This window comes from Candidatus Pelagibacter bacterium nBUS_27 (assembly GCF_051200985.1).
Lineage (GTDB): Bacteria > Pseudomonadota > Alphaproteobacteria > Pelagibacterales > Pelagibacteraceae > Pelagibacter.
The window spans coordinates 1246223-1263466 of record NZ_CP172845.1 but is presented as its reverse complement, the minus strand read 5'-3'; the positions used below and the strand labels follow the sequence as shown (position 1 = coordinate 1263466).

Here is a 17244-nt window from a genome sequence, read left to right as displayed (position 1 = left end):
TTAATTATCTTTTTTTCTTGATTGGATTTTTTGTATATCAATTTTTGATAATTGATTATCTTTGATAGTAAAATCAAAAATCTCCTTATAACTATTATCTCCAATTATTTTTGCATATAAAAGCCAATTTTTAATTATTAAAAAATCTGGAAGATTAAATTCATTCAAAGTGTTATTATAAATTTTCTCTTTATTTTTTTCTGTAATTAAATTTTTCTGATCAAATTCTTTTTCAATATTAGCCCATTCTTTATTATAAATTTTGTCTGTGATATTAACATCAACTTCCTTATATAATTTGTACTGATCATAGAATTCGGTACATCCATGTTTTATCTCAACCTTTTCTGATCTGATTTTTTCATTTATTAGATCTCTTTCAATTATTTTTTTTATGTCTTCAGCTTCTTTTAAAGAGCTAGCATATAAATATCCCTTATAATTCCCAATGACATTTTCACGTAATTCAATCATACACTTTCTTATATTATTATTTTTTAAATTAATTTTATTAAAGTAAAAATATAAATTTATTAATTTAAGGACAGTATCCAATGTGATTTGTACTTTATAACAACTAAAACAATATTTAGGAATTATTTTATATTTATTAAAAATACCAAAATGTCGGTCGCAATTTAAGTTTAGTTTATTTTTTCTATAAATTTGAGTTTCAGGATAAATAAAATTTAGATTTTCTTTTTTTAGAATTTCTTCTGACTCTTTTAAAATTTTTTTAATTAATAAGTTTTGAATTAATGAATTTTTTTTTACATCATATAATTTATTAATTTTATAATTAGCATTAATAATTATATCTTTATTATCTTTTGGTTTGTAATAATTGAAAATATCAATTAATGAATTTTTAAATTTTTGGTTTATGGGTGATAAATTCATAGCTAATAAAATATATTTAATAGACAATTCATAATTACCAATTAATTTAAGACTAATAATATAATTTTCATAAGCAGATATAAAAGTATTATTATTTTCTAATGATTGTTTGAATTTTATAGATGCCTCTAAAAATCTTCCAAGTTTAAATAAAGCATATCCTATATTATTTAAAATTTTAAAATTTTTTTCTTTTTCACTCAATTTTTGATAATAAAAAATTGAATTTTCCCAATCACCTATACTGAAATAAATAGAACCTTTAAATCTATTGATTATATTTGGGTCTTGATTTGAAAGCTTGTCCAGTAAGATCAAAGCTTCGTTATATTTTTTATTTTGGATACAATTTACTATAGGAACAAATAATTCTTTGGAGAATTTGTCTTTATTATTTTTCATAATATAAGATCATATGCATTTATTATTTTAAATACAGGTTGTAACTATTTCTTGCAAATTTTAAGAAAGGTACTAACTTCAACACTTATAGAACAAGCGGGCATAGCTCAGTGGTAGAGCGTCTCGTTGCCAACGAGAAGGTCGAGGGTTCGACCCCCTTTGCCCGCTCCAAAAATATGATAATTTGGATTGCTTCATACCCAAAAAGTGGAAATACCTATTTAAGATCTTTTCTTGCAAGCTACTACTATTCAAATAATGGTAAATTTGATTTTGACCAACTGCTTAAAATTCATCAATTTCCCAATATAAAGTTTTCAAAAATAAAACCCACATCAAAAGAAGAGGCAAGCAGGCAATGGATCTTTAATCAAAATAATTTTTTTGATAAAAATAGATTAAATTTTGTTAAAACACATAATTGTTTATTACCTTTTAAAGGAAATGAATTTACCTCAAGAAATGAAACGTTAGGGGCTATATATATAGTTAGAGATCCAAGAAATGTAATTACTTCAATAACACATCATTATTCTATAAATTATGAAAAAGCCCTAGATTATATGTTGGATAATGACTGTTCTTTGTTAGAAAAATCTTTTGATCAAGATTATAGCAATTTTACTTATCTTAATTCATGGTCGAATCATTACAGATCATGGAAAAATAATAAAAATTTTCAAATACTTTTTATAAAATATGAAGACATTAAAAAAAATAAAGAAGATACTTTTAAAAAAATAATTTTATTTGTTGAAAAAATTACAAAAAAAAATTCTAAATTGAATGAAAAAAAATTTTTAAATTCAATAAAATCTACGAATTTCTCAAATCTAAAAAATAAAGAATTAAACGAAGGATTTGAAGAAAGTGTATATTCAAGTAAGATTGGAAAAAAAATAAATTTTTTTAATTTAGGATTTAGTAACCGTTGGCAAAAATTATTACCAGTCGATATAAAAAATAAAGTTAATGAAAAATTTAAAAAAAACCTTGAGGAACTAAATTATTTAAATGACTGAAGATCTTACAAAAAAAAAATGTGTTCCTTGTGAGGGTGGAGTAATTCCTTTTGATATTTCTGAAATTCATAAATATCAAAAAAAAGTTGATGGTTGGGATATCTTAAAAAATGAAAAAAAAATCTTTCACCTTTACAAAAAATATGAATTTAAAAATTTTTTAGAAAGTCAAATTTTTATCAATAAAGTTGGAGAAATCTCAGAAAATGAAGGGCATCATCCAGATATATTATTTGGATGGGGTTATGCAGAAATAAAAATTACGACTCATGCAATAGAAGGGTTATCTAAAAATGATTTTATTTTAGCTGCAAAAATAGACCAATTAATTAATGTCTAAAATGTCTAGTTTTAGAAAAGACTAGAATTGTGTCAGTTTCGTTTGCAAATGTTATAATTTCTTTGTCTCTGATAGATCCGGAAGGTTGTATGACCGCAGTAACACCTGATTGAACTAATTTTTCAATTCCATCAACAAACGGGAAAAATGCATCAGATGCAGCCACAACATCATCATTTGTGCTCATAAACTTTTTCATTTTATCAATTGCAATTTGGCAGCTGTCTAAACGACTTGGCTGACCAGATCCAATTCCTGCAGTTGTCTCATTTGAAGCAAGTACTATTGCATTAGATTTTACATATCGACAAATATTAAATGCAAAAATTAGATTTTTCATTTGTTTCGGACTTGGTTTTTTTTTTGAAACAACTTTAAAATCTTTATTGCTAAACTTTTTTAGGTCTTCTGTTTGTACTAATAATTCTTCGTTTGAAGATATAAACCTTAATATTTCTTTAAAAGAATAATTCGTTGCATCAATTAATCTTAAATTCTTTTTCTTTTTTAATAATTTTAGTGCATCTTTGTCAAAGCCATTTGCAATAATAACTTCAAGAAATAATTTATGTAATTCTATTGCTAGATTTTTACTAATTTTAAAATTACATGATACTATTCCTCCAAAAGCACTAATTGGATCACATGTTAGTGCTAATTTATAGCTCATTAGATGATCGCTGTTAATCGAAACTCCACATGGATTAGCATGTTTTACTATGACAGTCCCTTTGTTTTTGGGTAGTGACTTTGAAATAGTTAAAGCTGAAAATATATCATTATAATTATTATAGCTTAATTGTTTTCCATGAATTTGATTTATTTTCATAGAGTTATTTTTTGAATAAATTGCACTTTGTTGATGTGGATTTTCTCCATAACGTGGAGTTTCAACAAGATTTGAATGAAAAACCTTTTTTTTTGGAAAAATTACATCATTTTTTTTATTAAAATAATCAGAAATAACTGAGTCATAGTAAGCAGTTTCAGTAAAAGCAATTCTAGATAATCTTTCTCTAAACTCTAATGATGTTGAGCCTTTATTTTTATTCAATTCTTCAATAAGCTCTTTATATTGATCTGATGCAGTAATAACAGTTACATCACGATAATTTTTAGCTGCTGATCTGACCATTGTTGGCCCACCCACATCAATGTTTTCAATTATTTTTTTATGATTTTTAGTTTTTTTTAAGGTTTCTTCAAATGGGTAAAAGTTTACAATAACTAAATCTATATTTTCAAAATTATTATTTTTTAAATCTTTAAGATGAGTTTTATTTTTTCTTTTGTTTAAAATTCCAGCATGAATTTTGGGATGGAGGGTTTTTACTCGTCCTTCTAAAATTTCAGGTGAATTTGTAAATTCTGAAACTTCTAAACATTTAAATCTTAATTTTTTAATTTCTTTAAAGGTACCACCTGAACTAATAATTTTTATATTATTTTTTTTTAATGAATTTAGGAGTGGTTTTAGATTTTTTTTATCAGATACAGAAATTAGAGCTGTTTTTATTATTTTCATTATATCTTAGTAATTTCCCATTTTATAGTTTGAGTTTCATCTTGACATATCCCTGATATACAAATGTTTTGATTTTCTTTGTATGAATTTTTAATACCTAAATATATTCCATTATCAATATTTATATCAAAATTATCACAATTAAATTTCCAACCTTCATCCTCTAATTCTATCAGAATTGATTTATTATCCTGAGTTTTCATCACTTTTGTTGCAGGGTTTAAATGGAACCTAATATCAAACTTAATATGTTTAGAATTATCTTTCCTTAGTAATTTATCAAGACCAATAAATTTCATTTGTTCTGGATAAAATTCAATTTCTCTTTCATGTATGGTCTTAAATTTCCTTAGGTAGCCATCATGTGAGCCAGATATTTTCCAATAGTTTTTTTCAAATACTACGTTTTTTTTTATTATATGAATGCCTTTTTTAACAATTTGGTTAGATTTATCTAATTTTTTATAATCACAAGAAGAATGATCTTCAACTGATAAAGTACTTTGTAAAGCTGTACTTTTTGAAAGTTTATTTAACCTGCTTTGCTTATTAGCAAAGTAACCTGAATTAGTTATTAGTTTTTTTCCACTTGATATAACTTCGAATGAAAGAGCTCCAGATTGATAAAATCTTGAAAAATTTTCACTTGGGCTATTTCCTATATCCATAGATAATATAACTTTCTTATTTTTAAGAACAGCATAACCTGCAAGTTCTTTATTTTCATTTTTAAATACATATCCAAATCTTTTTAGATATTGATCAAACTCATCATTATTAGAATTGTAATTGCCGTTAAATAATAGATCTTGATTAATATTTTGCCAAATAAAAGCATAACTTTGACCAAGATAATATATTGTTTCATCTATATATTCGGGAATTGTATTTTGAGACTCTTTGAACCATTCTCTAATTATAATAAAATATTTTAAGTATAAGACTAGTTGTTTTATATCTCTTGATTTTGGAAAACCTTGATTATTAATTGATGATTTAATTATCTTTTTTAAAAAATTTAACCCAGTAGTAAGATATTTATTATCATTTTTATAAACCAGTCCTGTTAAAATAATTGCAGCACACCCAATAATTTTATTTTCAACTTCTGATAAATTTTTTATTTCATTTAAAAGATGATTTGCTTGTTTTTGAATACTTTGATTAAATTTTTTTTTAAATTCTTCTTCACAACCTTCATAAGTCAATTGATGATTTGATAACCAGGAAATTATTCTTTTAGAGGTGATATCAAAATCCCAACCTTTATTATTATAGTGATTATTCTTGTTTATCCAATTATTGATAACTGCTTGAGTGGTCTTTTTTGACGATTTTAGATCTAAACTAAAAAACCAAAAAAAATTGTTTAATTTTTTGAATTCTTCATTATTCAAGTTGTTTTGCCAAATAGTTTCTAGGGCAAAATCTTCAATTTTATATTTTTTTTTTTGATATTTTACTATTGAAGATAGCAAGTAGGGACTAGGTTTATAGTCAAAGGTAATATCTTTAGTTTTAGATATTTTTTTATCGTAAAAATTAGAGTTTTGATAAAATTGTTTAAAACTTAATTTTAGATTTAAATAATATTGACTTAAATTAACTGCAAAATTTTTTGTGATCATTAACTTATTTTGATTTTAATAAATCAATATTTTTTTTTATATCTCCATTATTACTTTTAAATATAGTTGTTCCAGAAACAAGTATATTGGCACCAGCTTTAATTGCTGATTGACAATTATCAAAATTAATCCCTCCATCGATTTCAATATCAAAGTCGATATTTTTTTTAGATTGAATTTTTTTAAGTTGTTCAATTTTATCTAAAACTTCAGGTATAAACTTTTGACCTCCAAATCCTGGATGTACACTCATTATTAAAACTAAATCTATTTTTTCAAGGTAATTGACAATTAAATCAATTTTAGTTTCAGGATTAAGTGAAACCCCAACTTTTTTGTTTAAACTTTTAATCTTTAAAATAGATTCCTCTAAATTGTCAGTTGCTTCAGGATGGATTGTAATAATATCAGCACCAGCATCCGAATAGGCTTCAATATACTTATGAACAGGAGATATCATTAAATGAACATCAAATTTAACTGAACACTGTTTTCTCAATGCTTTAATAACTGGCGGTCCAATAGTAAGATTTGGAACAAAATGACCATCCATAACATCTACATGAATCATATCTGCCCCACCTTCTTCAAGCCTCTTAATTTCATTACCTAATTGACTAAAATCAGCAGATAATATTGATGGTGATATTTGTATTTTTTTCATTGATTGCCAGATCTACTAGTATCAATTTTTAAAATTTAATTGAATTAAATAATTGGTAAATTTGTGTAGAAATTTCACTTTCCAGCGGAAATGATAACATGCCCATTACAGAATAGCCTAAGACCCAGGGCATAAAGTAAAATCTAATCATATAGAAGAACCAAGCAACATATAAAGGAACTAGAGGGGCTATAATGAAAGATGGTGTTAAAGGCTTAAAAATCTTTATTAGTGGATTAGTATATTTGACAAATATTTTCATGAAAAAAAACTCAGAGTCTTCTTTTTGGAAAATATTCATCGCAACCCTTCCTATTAAAGTCCACATAATAACACCAAGTAGGTAGTCAATAAAATAAACTATAGGATGAAAATTAGCTGACATTTAAAATTTATATTGGAAAAAAGATTAAATTAAAAGGGGCGAAATTAATCGCCCCCATAATTAAGATTTATTAGCTCTATTTACCAGTAACGGTTCTACCGCTTGGTACACGGACTTCGTCAACCATTTTTTGAGTTGCTTTATCTGGCTCTTGAGTCATTAAACTCACTACAACCATAGCAACTAAACTAACAGCTGCTCCGAAGATACCAAACGTTAACTGAGTAATACCTAAGAATCCGCTTCCACCAGTTCGTACCCAAACCAGGTACCAAATTGATGATGCAAGACCTAAAGCCATACCAGCAATAGCACCTTCTCTGTTAGCTCTCTTCCACCATACACCAAGTACAAGTGGGAAGAACAAACCAGACATCGCAAAGTCAAAAGCCCAGATAACTGAACCTAAGATACCTTGGATTTCCATTGCAGCAATAGTTGCTCCAGCAAAACCAATCACTACAAGTAATACCCTTGCAACAAGTAGTCTTTTTGCAGTCTCCGCTTTTGGATCTATCATTTTGTAATAAACATCATGAGAGATTGCATTTGCAATTGCTAGAATTAAACCATCCGCAGTTGACATGGCAGCAGCCATACCTCCAGCAGCAACCAGACCTGAGATTACATAAGGTAATCCAGCTATTTCTGGAGTTGCTAATACAACCGCTTTACCGCCCATGAAAAACTCATTTAATTCAAGAGTTCCATTGCCGTTAAAGTCACTGATGAACATCAAGTTTGCCTGGTTCCAGTTTTGAAACCAATCTATTGATTGAACTTCAGCAAATGATTTACCGATAATACCTGTTGGTAAAGTCGGATCAATCAACGATAGTTTAGATAGTGTTGCTAACATTGGTGCAGAAGAATACAGAAGGAAGATAAAGAATAAAGACCAACCAACTGATTTTCTAGCTGCTTTTACGCTTGGAGTAGTAAAGTATCTCATCATCACGTGCGGTAATGAAGCTGTTCCCATCATCATCGCTAATGCTAACGAAATAAATGCCCAAGGCGTTGCATTTACAGCAGAGTGAGCTTTAGTTATTCCAGCCAACCCTTTAGGTACCGTTGCTAGATCAGCAGCAGAGTTTTTAACAAAACCAAACTGTGATTCTAACTCACCAATTCTAGCTACTTCATCAGCTAACATAAAGTGAGGGAAGAAACCTGCACCCATTTTGTTACTGATCCAAAAAATTGGAAGCATGTAAGCTATAATTAGTACGATATATTGTGCAACCTGTGTCCAAGTTACCGCTCTCATACCCCCTAACATTGAACAAAGTAAAATACTTATAAGTCCAATATATACAGCGTATTTAAAGTCGATATCTAAAGCAACAGACGCAATAGTACCCGTAGCGTTAATTTGTGCAGTCACATAAGTGAATGAAGCAACAGTTAAAACTATTACTGCAAGCAATCTTGCTAAATTACCACCGTATCTTGTACCTATGAAATCTGGAACTGTGTAACAGCCAAATTTTCTTAAGTATGGTGCTAACAAAGATGCAACTAATACATATCCACCTGTCCAACCTACAAGTAAAGCCATATACCCATAACCTTTAAAGTAAATACCACCTGCCATTGCAACGAATGAAGCACCAGACATCCAGTCTGCTGCTGTCGCCATACCGTTGAATACAGTTGGAACTTGCCTTCCGGCTACGTAATACGCTTCTGCTTGAGCTGTTCTTGATAGATAACCAATTAAAGCATAGATGAATATAGTAAATGCTACAAAGCCAATACCTATTGCCTTTGCAGTCATACCCATCTGCTCACCAATTGCCATTAAGATTATGAAACCTATAAATCCTCCAGTATAGATTCCGTAAACTTTTGGCAAATTGTCTATAAATTTACCTTTAATCATTAATTATCTCCTCTTTCGTTGAAGCCGAACTCTTCATCGATTTTCTCTTGCCTATTAGCAAACCAGAAAACCAAGATTACGAAAATTCCAAGAGATCCTTGACATGTAAACCAATATGTCCATGGATATCCGAAAGGTCCAGTAACCTCATTCATTTCAGCTGCGAAAAGGAAGATGCCAATTGAGAAAACAAACCAGATTGCCAATGTTACGAATAACAATGATCTGGTTTTTTCCCAGTGTTTTTGTGCGTTTGACATTTATACCTCTCTTTTTAGTTATAACTAATTAAAACCATAACCATTATAAGAGTTTTTAAAAGATCAAAATTGACCATAATAGGCAGTCTATTAGTTACTTTTTAAGCTATAGTGTGTAAAAACAACAATTATATGCAAAAATATAAACTTTCTTGGAAAGATTTATCATTTAAAGATTTTAAAATTTATTTGTTTGCATTGTTTAAAGCATTTATTCCAAAAAAAAAATCAAAGATTTAGATGATCTAGAACACTTCATTCAAACGAAGTCAGCTTGGGTCACTCAGGTTACTCTGTATAGCTATTTAAAAACAAGAATGGGGACAAAGTATGTTCTTCATTTTGATAATGATGTTTTTATGTCCTCTGTAAATCAAGCTAAGTGGAATATTTATTCTATTGCTTTGCAAGACTTAACTTTTTTTACTTTCTCATATTTAAAAGTAAACTTTAACTATCAAAATATTGATCAGGCTAAAGAAATTTTTTCTAAAATTTTAGATGATGAAACTTCAAACAAGATGCCATCTGACATAATTGAAGAAGCAAAAAAAAGTTTTAACGAAAGATTTGAAAATTTAGACTGGGAAATTTATTATAAAGATCTTCCATTTAATCCTAGTGCTTTATCATTATATAAATGGGCTCCAATTGCAGAAGAATTAAAAACTTTAGATCGAAAAATTGTTTTAAACTCTATGATTTTAAAATGGGATATTATAAAAAAAGAATTTAAGGATTTAATTCAATTTTAAATATTTTTTCTATTATCAACTAAACTATTAACAACACTTGGATCAGCCAAAGTAGTTGTGTCACCTAATTGATCATGTTCATTAGCTGCGATTTTTCTCAAAATTCTTCTCATAATTTTTCCTGATCTAGTTTTTGGAAGACCAGGTGTGAAATGTATTAAATCCGGTGTAGCCAAGGGCCCAATTTGTTTTCTGACCCAAAGTTTCAACTCTCTCTCAAGGTCACCATTTTCTCTCTCGCCTACATTTAAAGTTACGTAACAATAAAGTCCATTACCTTTTATGTCATGCGGATATCCAACTACAGCTGCTTCAGCAACTTTTGGATGAGCAACAAATGCACTTTCTATTTCGGCAGTCCCAAGATTGTGTCCGGATACAATAATTACATCATCTACTCGACCTGTAATCCAATAGTATCCATCTTTGTCTCTTCTACATCCATCCCCAGTAAAATATTTACCGTCAAACTGTGAAAAATAAGTATCAATAAATCTTTGGTGATCTCCATAGACAGTTCTCATTTGTCCAGGCCATGATTTAGCAATGCACAATCTACCTTCTCCTTGACCTTTTATTTCCTTACCTTTTTTATCAACAAGTACAGGTTCAATTCCATAAAATGGTTTAGTGGCTGAGCCAGGCTTCAAGTCAATTGCTCCAGTTTGAGGAGCAATCATTATTCCACCTGTTTCAGTTTGCCACCATGTATCAACAATTGGGCACTTAGAATTTCCAATAGTTTTATAATACCACATCCAAGCTTCTGGATTAATTGGTTCACCAACTGTACCTAATAATTTTAATGATTTTCTTGAAGTTTTTTTAACAGGCCTATCTCCTTCACGCATCAAAGCTCTAATTGCTGTGGGAGCTGTATAAAAAGTATTTACTTTGTATTTGTCGATAATCTGCCACCATCTTGAGGTGGTTGGATAGTTTGGAATACCTTCAAACATTATTGTTGTTGCCCCATTTGCTAAAGGTCCATAAATTATATAGCTATGACCTGTAACCCAACCAATATCAGCAGTGCACCAGTAAATATCTTTTGGTTTATAATTAAAAATGTATTGATGAGTCATAGAAGCATACACCATATAACCACCTGTTGTATGCAATACTCCCTTGGGCTTACCGGTTGAACCTGAGGTGTATAAAATAAACAAAGGATCTTCAGCATTCATTTCTTCAGGTTCACAGTGTTTTGAAACATCTTTAATTAAATCATGATACCAAACATCTCTTTCTTTATCCCAATTGATATAATTTCCTGTTCGTTGAACAACGATGCATTTTTTAATATTAGGACAACTCTCTAATGCTTCATCAGTAGTATATTTAAGAGGAATAGTTTTTCCTCCTCTAACACCTTCATCAGCTGTGATTATATATTCAGACTCACAATCATTAACTCTTCCAGAAATAGAGTCTGCTGAAAATCCACCAAAAATAATTGAGTGAACTGCACCAATTCGAACACAAGCAAGCATTAAAATAGCAAGTTCAGGGATCATGGTTAAATAAATAGTAACTCTGTCTCCTTTTTTAATTCCTAATTTTTTTAAACCATTAGCTGCTTTTGAAACTTTTTCGTGAAGCTGTTTGTAAGATATTTTTTGGTTATCTTTTGGATTATCTCCAACCCAAATTATTGCAGTTTTGTCTTTTTTATCTTTTAAATGTCTATCAATGCAATTTGCTGAAGCATTTAAGGTACCATCTTGAAACCATTTGATCTTAACTTCTTTAGTACTGTATTTTACATCTTTAATTTTTTTGTATGGTTTTATCCAAGTAATTCTTTTTCCTTCTTCTCTCCAAAACTCATCGTTATTTTTAATAGATTTAGAGTATTTCTCTTGATATTTACTTTTTGTAGCTAGACTGTTTTTAACCCACTGAGGTTTAGTTTTAATTACAAGTTCTTTTGAATCTTCTTTAGCAACTTTGCTAACAATTTTTCTTTTAACTTTAGTTTTTTTTGTTACTTTTTTAGTAACTTTCTTTTTAACTTTAGTTTTTTTCTTTTTTTTCAAAGGCATGAAATTATTTTATAATTAAATTTTACTCATGTTATTTAATATTTTCCAGCTTTTAGAATCTATTGGCATTACTGATAGTCTGCTTTGCTTAATAAGAGCTAAATGGCTTAATTCCTTGGACTTTTTGATAGTTTCAAGAGTTATGGGCGATGGTAATTTATTCCTAAATTTTACTGTAACAGCTACAAAACGTCCTGATTTATCAGTTTTATCTAAGTAAGCTTCTTTTATTACTTCTACAATTCCAACAATTTCTTTTCCAATATTTGAGTGATAAAAAAAACAAAGGTCACCTTTTTTCATACTTTTTAAATTTTTTGCTGCTTGATAATTTCTTACACCATCCCAGGGAGCTCCTTTAGAGCCTGTTTTTTTTTGTTGATCAATAGACCAAACATCAGGCTCAGATTTCATTAACCAATATTTCATTATAATTGTACTCCTGCTCCTTTAAGAAAGGCAGCATTTTCATCTAAAGGCCATCTTGGTTTTGCTGGATGATCTAGATTGTTAAATTGTTTTAATTTAAATTTTTCTAAACCAACCATAGCGATCATAGCAGCATTATCTCCACAAAATTCAATTGGTGGAAAAATATTTTGATAATTTTCTTCATTACATAAATTAATTAACATTGATCTAATTCTTTTATTAGCTGCTACTCCCCCAGCAACTACAAATATTTTTTCTTTTAAATTATTTTGTTTTTCAAATTCTGTAAATGCAATCTTAGTTTTTTTATATAAAATCTGTTCCACTGTTTTTTGAAAAGAAGCTGCAAGATCAAATTTTTCCTGATCTGTTTTAATATTTTTTGTTATTCTCAAAATTGCTGTTTTTAAACCTGCGAAAGATAAGTTGCATCCCCCCTTATTAAAAATTGGCTTAGGCAGATCATATTTATTTGGATCACCTTTTTTTGCTAAAATTTCTATTTGTGGTCCGCCAGGAAATTCAATTCCTAAAAGTTTTGCAGTTTTATCAAACGCCTCTCCCAAAGCATCATCAATAGTTGTTCCCAATCTCTTATATTTACCTAAGCCCTGAACATTTAAAAATTGTGAATGTCCTCCAGAAATTAATAAAAGCAAATATGGATAATCTAGGTTTGAATTTAGTTTTGGGCTTAGAGCATGGCCTTCCAAATGATTAATAGCAATGAATGGTTTATCCAAGGCAGAGGCGAACGCTTTTCCAAAACTTAAACCAACAGACAAGCATACTATCAAGCCTGGACCAGCCGTGGAAGCAACAGCATCTATCTCTTCAATTTTTCTACCACTGTCATCTATTGCTTTTTGAACAATCCAATCAATTTTTTCTATATGTGATCTTGCTGCTAATTCAGGAACAACACCTCCAAATTCTTTGTGGACATCAACCTGGCTAGAAACAATATTGGATAAAACTACTGGTATTCCTTGTTCATTTTCAGTAATTATTGACGCTGCTGTTTCATCACAGCTAGATTCAATTCCTAGAATTAAGGGTTTTTTACTCATTCAAATAGTTTTTATTAATTGTACAATCTCAATACAAGTAAGAAATATATTTTTATGAATAAGAAAATTGTCATTGGATCGAGAGGAAGCAAGTTAGCGTTAGTTTATGCTCAAAACGCCAAAGATAAGATTGTTCAAACTACAAATTTAAATGATGAAGATATCGTAATTAAAGAAATAACAACAAAAGGAGATCAGGTTCAAAATATTAGATTATCAGAAGTAGGTGGAAAAGGTTTATTTTCAACAAATATAGAAAAAGAACTTCAAGATAAAAAAATTGATATAGCAGTTCATGCATTAAAGGATATGCCAGCTGTTGAAACTGATGGTTTAAGAACTGATACATTTTTAGAAAGAAACGATCCAAGGGAAATATTAATAACTAAAGATAAAAAAAAACTTAAAGAATTAAAAGCTGAAGCTATAATTGGAACATCATCCTATCGAAGAGAATTTCAAATCAAAAATATTAGATCTGATCTTAATTATAAACTTATAAGAGGAAATGTTGATACAAGAATTAAAAAACTTAATGATGGTTTGTATGATGCAATAATATTGTCATATGCAGGAATTAAATCTTTATCAATAGAAGATAAGATTACAGAAGTATTTTCAACAAAGGAAATAATTCCAAGTGCAGGACAAGGAATTATCTCACTTCAATGCCGAAATAATGATGATGAGGTTATTTCAGTTTTAGATAAAATTAATGACCAAGAAACATCCCAAAGAGCCAATGCTGAAAGAAATGTTCTCAAAGTTTTAGAAGGTGATTGTGAAACAGCCGTTGCAGCTCATGCCATTATTGAAGGTGATGAAATTCTTTTAGAAGCTGAGCTCTTTTCTCTAGATGGTAGTCAAAGATTTTATGAAAAAAAATCTTCAAAAATTGAAAATGCAAAATTACTTGGTAAAGAAGTGGGGCAGATTTTAAAAACTAAATCAAACAATTCTTACAAAAGATAATATGCATATTTTACTTACTAGACCACTAGAAGATTGTTCTGACATGATTATAAAATTTAAATCATTAGGACATCAAGTTTCTCACCTTCCTTTATTAAGAATAGATAAGGTTGATTATGATCAGATAAATTTTTCAGATTTTAAGGGGATTATTTTTACAAGCGCAAATGCTGTAAGTTTTTTAGATCTAAAAAATATTGACAAAAATCTTTTATGTTTCTGTGTAGGAAATGCTACTGAAAAAAAAGCTAGAAGTGTTGGTTTTCAAAATGTGATTGCTGCTGAGGGAAATGTTGAAAATTTAAAAGAATTAGTTTTACAAAATTTCAATCAGAAAGATGGAAATTTAATTTATATAAGTGGTGAAATAGTTTCAGTTGATCTTGACCAACAACTTTTAAAAGAAGGATATAATATTAAAAGAGTAGTTAATTATCGGACTACTCATAATCAAAATTTTGATGATGAATTTGTAAACGAATTAAAGCTTAAAATACCTGACATGGTTTATGTTTACTCTCAAAATAGTGCCTTAAGTTTGATAAATTTTATTAAGATGCATCAATCCGAAAGTCTTTGGATGAATACAAATTTAATGTGCATTGGTGAAAAAACCTCGTCAATACTGAATGAAATTAAGTGGAAGAAGATATTTCTTTTTAATCCTGGAGATGAAGAGTTTTTGTTATATAAAATTTAGCTATGGAAATAATAAATAATTTTTCTGATATATTTTTGTCAGTTTGGAAAAAAGGAATTCTAGGTGTTGATATTTTTCAAATATTAATTGGTATTGGGATTTTTTTTATTTTCTTAATTTTTAGAGGTTTAATAAGCAAACTTATTATTAAAAAGTTAGAAATAATTTCTAAAAGAACTAGCAATAAATTAGATGATACATTTGTTCATTCTTTAGAAGGTCCTGCTAGATTTCTACCGATTGTTCTTGGTTTTTTTATTGCAAGTTATTACATGACTTTTTCAAGTGATGGCCGTGAAATTGTTGACACTATAAATAGAACATTAATTACAATATTGATTTTTTGGGTCATCCATCAAATTATTGAGCCAATTTCTTATATTTTAAGTGGACTAGATAAACTTTTAACCAGAGAGTTAATTGGATGGATCATAAAGTCACTTAAAATTTTAATTTTTATTTTAGGGCTTGCGGCAGTTTTAGAATTATGGGGAATAAAGATAGGGCCAATTATTGCAGGACTTGGTTTGTTTGGTGTGGCCGTTGCATTAGGTGCACAAGATTTATTCAAAAATTTAATCTCAGGTATTTTAGTTTTAGTGGAAAAAAGATTTAAAATTGGAGATTGGATTGCTGTTGAAGGAATTATTGAAGGTACAGTTGAAAATATTGGATTTAGATCAACTTCAATAAGAAAATTTGATAAGTCCCTTGCTATAATTCCAAATTTTCAATTTGCTGAAAATGCAGTTGTCAATGTAAGTGAAACTTCTAACTGGCGGATTAGATGGATTATTACCCTTCAATATGACTCAACTATAGAGCAATTAAAAAAAGTAAGAGAAGAAATTGAAAGTTATATAAATTCAAGTGATGATTATAATCAATCAGCGGGAGTGGCAGTAAGAATTGAAAAATTTTCTGATAGTTCAATAGATATATTGGTAAGATGTTTTACTAATTCTAATAGTTGGAGTAATTCATTAGAAGTTAAAGAGAGGCTGGCTATTGAAATTAAACAGATTGTTGAAAAAAATGGAGCTTCTTTTGCTTTTCCAAGTCAGTCGATTTATATTGAAAAAAAATGATAGCCATCTTTTATTTAGCACTTCAAATTTTGAAACTTTATTCTTATGTTGTTATTGCAAACGTTGTCATTAGTTGGCTAATATCATTTAATATTTTAAACACCCAAAACAGATTTGTTTACTCTGTTTTAGAACTAACTTATCGTTTAACGGATCCGGTTTTATATAGAATTAGACGTTTTTTGCCTAATTTAGGCTCATTAGATATATCACCAATAATTCTTCTTTTATTGATTTGGTTTATTGAAATGTGTATGAAGCTTTACATCGCACCAATGATTTTTTAAGGAAGAAATATGATTTTAATAGATGGAAAAAAAGCAGCAGCAGAACTTAGAGAAGAATTAAAACAAGAAGTAACTGAGCTAAAGACAAAATACAATAAAGTCCCAGGGTTAACTGTAATTTTAATTGGAGATATGGCTCCAAGCCAAATTTATGTCCGAAACAAAGAAAAATCAGCAAATGAAGTAGGTTTAAAATCTGAGGTTATAAAATACCCTGATACAGTTGAGGAAAAAACTGTTTTAGAAAAAATTGAAGAATTAAATAATGATGAGAGTGTTTCAGGAATTTTAGTTCAACTTCCACTTCCAAAACATATAGATAAGCAAAAAGTAATTGAAACAATTACACCCTCAAAAGATGTAGATGGTTTTCATCCAATGAATGTAGGAAATTTATCTTCAGGTTATGAAAGTTCAGTACCATGCACTCCCCTTGGATGTTATTTGATGATTAAAAAAATTGAACCAAATTTAAGTGGTAAAAAAGCAGTTGTAGTTGGAAGATCAAATTTAAATGGTAAACCAATGACGCAACTTCTTCTTAAAGAAAACTGTACGGTGACAATTACACATTCAAGAACAAAAGATTTAAAAGCTGAATGCCTAGAAGCAGATATTATTGTTGCAGCAGTTGGTATCCCCGAGCTTGTAAAAGGCGATTGGGTTAAAAAAGATGCAATTGTAATTGATGTTGGAATAAATAAAACTGAGAATGGTTTAGTGGGTGATGTTGCATTTGATGAGGTTTCAAAAGTTGCCAAGGCTTTAACACCTGTGCCAGGTGGAGTAGGACCAATGACTATTGCTTGTTTATTAAAAAATACAATAGATTGTTTTAAAAGATCACAAAAATAAACACTTTTTCATTTATAAGTTTTATTGTC

18 protein-coding genes and 1 tRNA gene are annotated in these 17244 nt (G+C 28.9%); 9 read left to right on the top strand and 10 right to left on the bottom strand.

Translation table 11 applies throughout. From position 1 onward, the window contains the following. Entirely contained in the window at positions 1-1302 is a 1302-nt protein-coding gene (locus tag ACIJYG_RS06810; RefSeq protein ID WP_435096670.1) for a tetratricopeptide repeat protein, read from the bottom strand. Between the two features lie 96 nt (positions 1303-1398). On the opposite strand from ACIJYG_RS06810, the gene ACIJYG_RS06805 reads away from it, so the two are divergent. From ACIJYG_RS06805 to ACIJYG_RS06795, 3 genes are all read left to right on the top strand, one after another. Next, a tRNA-Gly gene (locus tag ACIJYG_RS06805) sits at positions 1399-1473 on the top strand. 5 nt (positions 1474-1478) lie between these two features. Next, positions 1479-2324: a sulfotransferase domain-containing protein gene (locus ACIJYG_RS06800; protein WP_435096667.1), complete on the top strand. Its 846-nt coding sequence runs from the start codon at positions 1479-1481 to the stop codon at positions 2322-2324. Then, positions 2317-2664: a 4a-hydroxytetrahydrobiopterin dehydratase gene (locus ACIJYG_RS06795; RefSeq protein WP_435096664.1), complete on the top strand. Its 348-nt coding sequence runs from the start codon at positions 2317-2319 to the stop codon at positions 2662-2664. The genes ACIJYG_RS06800 and ACIJYG_RS06795 overlap by 8 nt, the downstream gene beginning before the upstream one ends. Here ACIJYG_RS06795 and purH read toward each other — a convergent pair. The 6 genes from purH to ACIJYG_RS06765 all read right to left on the bottom strand — a co-directional run bounded on the left by purH (position 2654) and on the right by ACIJYG_RS06765 (position 9011). Next, entirely contained in the window at positions 2654-4189 is a 1536-nt protein-coding gene (gene purH / locus ACIJYG_RS06790) for a bifunctional phosphoribosylaminoimidazolecarboxamide formyltransferase/IMP cyclohydrolase (RefSeq protein ID WP_435096661.1), read from the bottom strand. The two genes, ACIJYG_RS06795 and purH, sit on opposite strands and share 11 nt — an antisense overlap. Then, complete coding sequence (locus tag ACIJYG_RS06785; RefSeq protein ID WP_435096658.1) at positions 4189-5817, bottom strand: heparinase II/III domain-containing protein; 1629 nt, start codon at positions 5815-5817, stop codon at positions 4189-4191. Before ACIJYG_RS06785 ends, purH begins: the two co-directional genes overlap by 1 nt. Positions 5818-5821: 4 nt before the next feature. Further along, positions 5822-6481: a ribulose-phosphate 3-epimerase gene (rpe, locus tag ACIJYG_RS06780; RefSeq protein WP_435096655.1), complete on the bottom strand. Its 660-nt coding sequence runs from the start codon at positions 6479-6481 to the stop codon at positions 5822-5824. A 28-nt stretch (positions 6482-6509) separates the two neighbouring features. Next, positions 6510-6866: a hypothetical protein gene (locus ACIJYG_RS06775; RefSeq protein ID WP_435088313.1), complete on the bottom strand. Its 357-nt coding sequence runs from the start codon at positions 6864-6866 to the stop codon at positions 6510-6512. A 76-nt stretch (positions 6867-6942) separates the two neighbouring features. Continuing rightward, positions 6943-8751 (bottom strand): sodium:solute symporter family protein, encoded by a 1809-nt coding sequence (locus ACIJYG_RS06770; RefSeq protein ID WP_435096652.1) that lies wholly within the window; start codon positions 8749-8751, stop codon positions 6943-6945. Then, a complete protein-coding gene (locus ACIJYG_RS06765; RefSeq protein WP_435088309.1) occupies positions 8751-9011 on the bottom strand; it encodes a DUF4212 domain-containing protein in 261 nt (86 codons plus the stop codon). Before ACIJYG_RS06765 ends, ACIJYG_RS06770 begins: the two co-directional genes overlap by 1 nt. A gap of 317 nt (positions 9012-9328) precedes the next feature. On the opposite strand from ACIJYG_RS06765, the gene ACIJYG_RS06760 reads away from it, so the two are divergent. After that, entirely contained in the window at positions 9329-9766 is a 438-nt protein-coding gene (locus tag ACIJYG_RS06760; RefSeq protein ID WP_435096649.1) for an esterase, read from the top strand. Here ACIJYG_RS06760 and acs read toward each other — a convergent pair. From acs to tsaD, 3 genes are read right to left on the bottom strand one after another with little or no spacing between them, the layout of a single operon-like run. Beyond that, the gene (acs, locus tag ACIJYG_RS06755) at positions 9763-11811 is read right to left on the bottom strand and encodes an acetate--CoA ligase (protein WP_435096646.1); all 2049 of its coding nucleotides are present in this window, start codon (positions 11809-11811) and stop codon (positions 9763-9765) included. The two genes, ACIJYG_RS06760 and acs, sit on opposite strands and share 4 nt — an antisense overlap. Before the next feature lie 15 nt (positions 11812-11826). Then, on the bottom strand, positions 11827-12240 hold the full coding sequence (locus tag ACIJYG_RS06750; RefSeq protein WP_435096643.1) for an EVE domain-containing protein: 414 nt from the start codon (positions 12238-12240) through the stop codon (positions 11827-11829). Then, entirely contained in the window at positions 12240-13313 is a 1074-nt protein-coding gene (gene tsaD, locus ACIJYG_RS06745; protein ID WP_435096640.1) for a tRNA (adenosine(37)-N6)-threonylcarbamoyltransferase complex transferase subunit TsaD, read from the bottom strand. The genes ACIJYG_RS06750 and tsaD overlap by 1 nt, the downstream gene beginning before the upstream one ends. Positions 13314-13367: 54 nt before the next feature. Between tsaD and hemC the strand changes: the two genes are divergently transcribed. The 5 genes from hemC to folD are packed head-to-tail and all read left to right on the top strand — an operon-like array spanning position 13368 to position 17215. After that, entirely contained in the window at positions 13368-14285 is a 918-nt protein-coding gene (hemC, locus tag ACIJYG_RS06740; protein WP_435096637.1) for a hydroxymethylbilane synthase, read from the top strand. Between the two features lies 1 nt (position 14286). Continuing rightward, positions 14287-14985, top strand: coding sequence for a uroporphyrinogen-III synthase (locus tag ACIJYG_RS06735; RefSeq protein WP_435096634.1), 699 nt, complete (start codon positions 14287-14289; stop codon positions 14983-14985). Positions 14986-14987: 2 nt separating this feature from the next. After that, positions 14988-16073 carry a mechanosensitive ion channel family protein gene (locus ACIJYG_RS06730; protein WP_435096631.1) on the top strand — a complete coding sequence of 362 codons (1086 nt, stop codon included), beginning with the start codon at positions 14988-14990 and terminating at the stop codon, positions 16071-16073. Beyond that, positions 16070-16360, top strand: a complete 291-nt coding sequence (locus tag ACIJYG_RS06725; RefSeq protein WP_435096628.1) for a YggT family protein — start codon at positions 16070-16072, stop codon at positions 16358-16360. Before ACIJYG_RS06730 ends, ACIJYG_RS06725 begins: the two co-directional genes overlap by 4 nt. A gap of 9 nt (positions 16361-16369) precedes the next feature. After that, the gene (gene folD / locus ACIJYG_RS06720) at positions 16370-17215 is read left to right on the top strand and encodes a bifunctional methylenetetrahydrofolate dehydrogenase/methenyltetrahydrofolate cyclohydrolase FolD (RefSeq protein ID WP_435088289.1); all 846 of its coding nucleotides are present in this window, start codon (positions 16370-16372) and stop codon (positions 17213-17215) included. Positions 17216-17244: the final 29 nt, after the last annotated feature.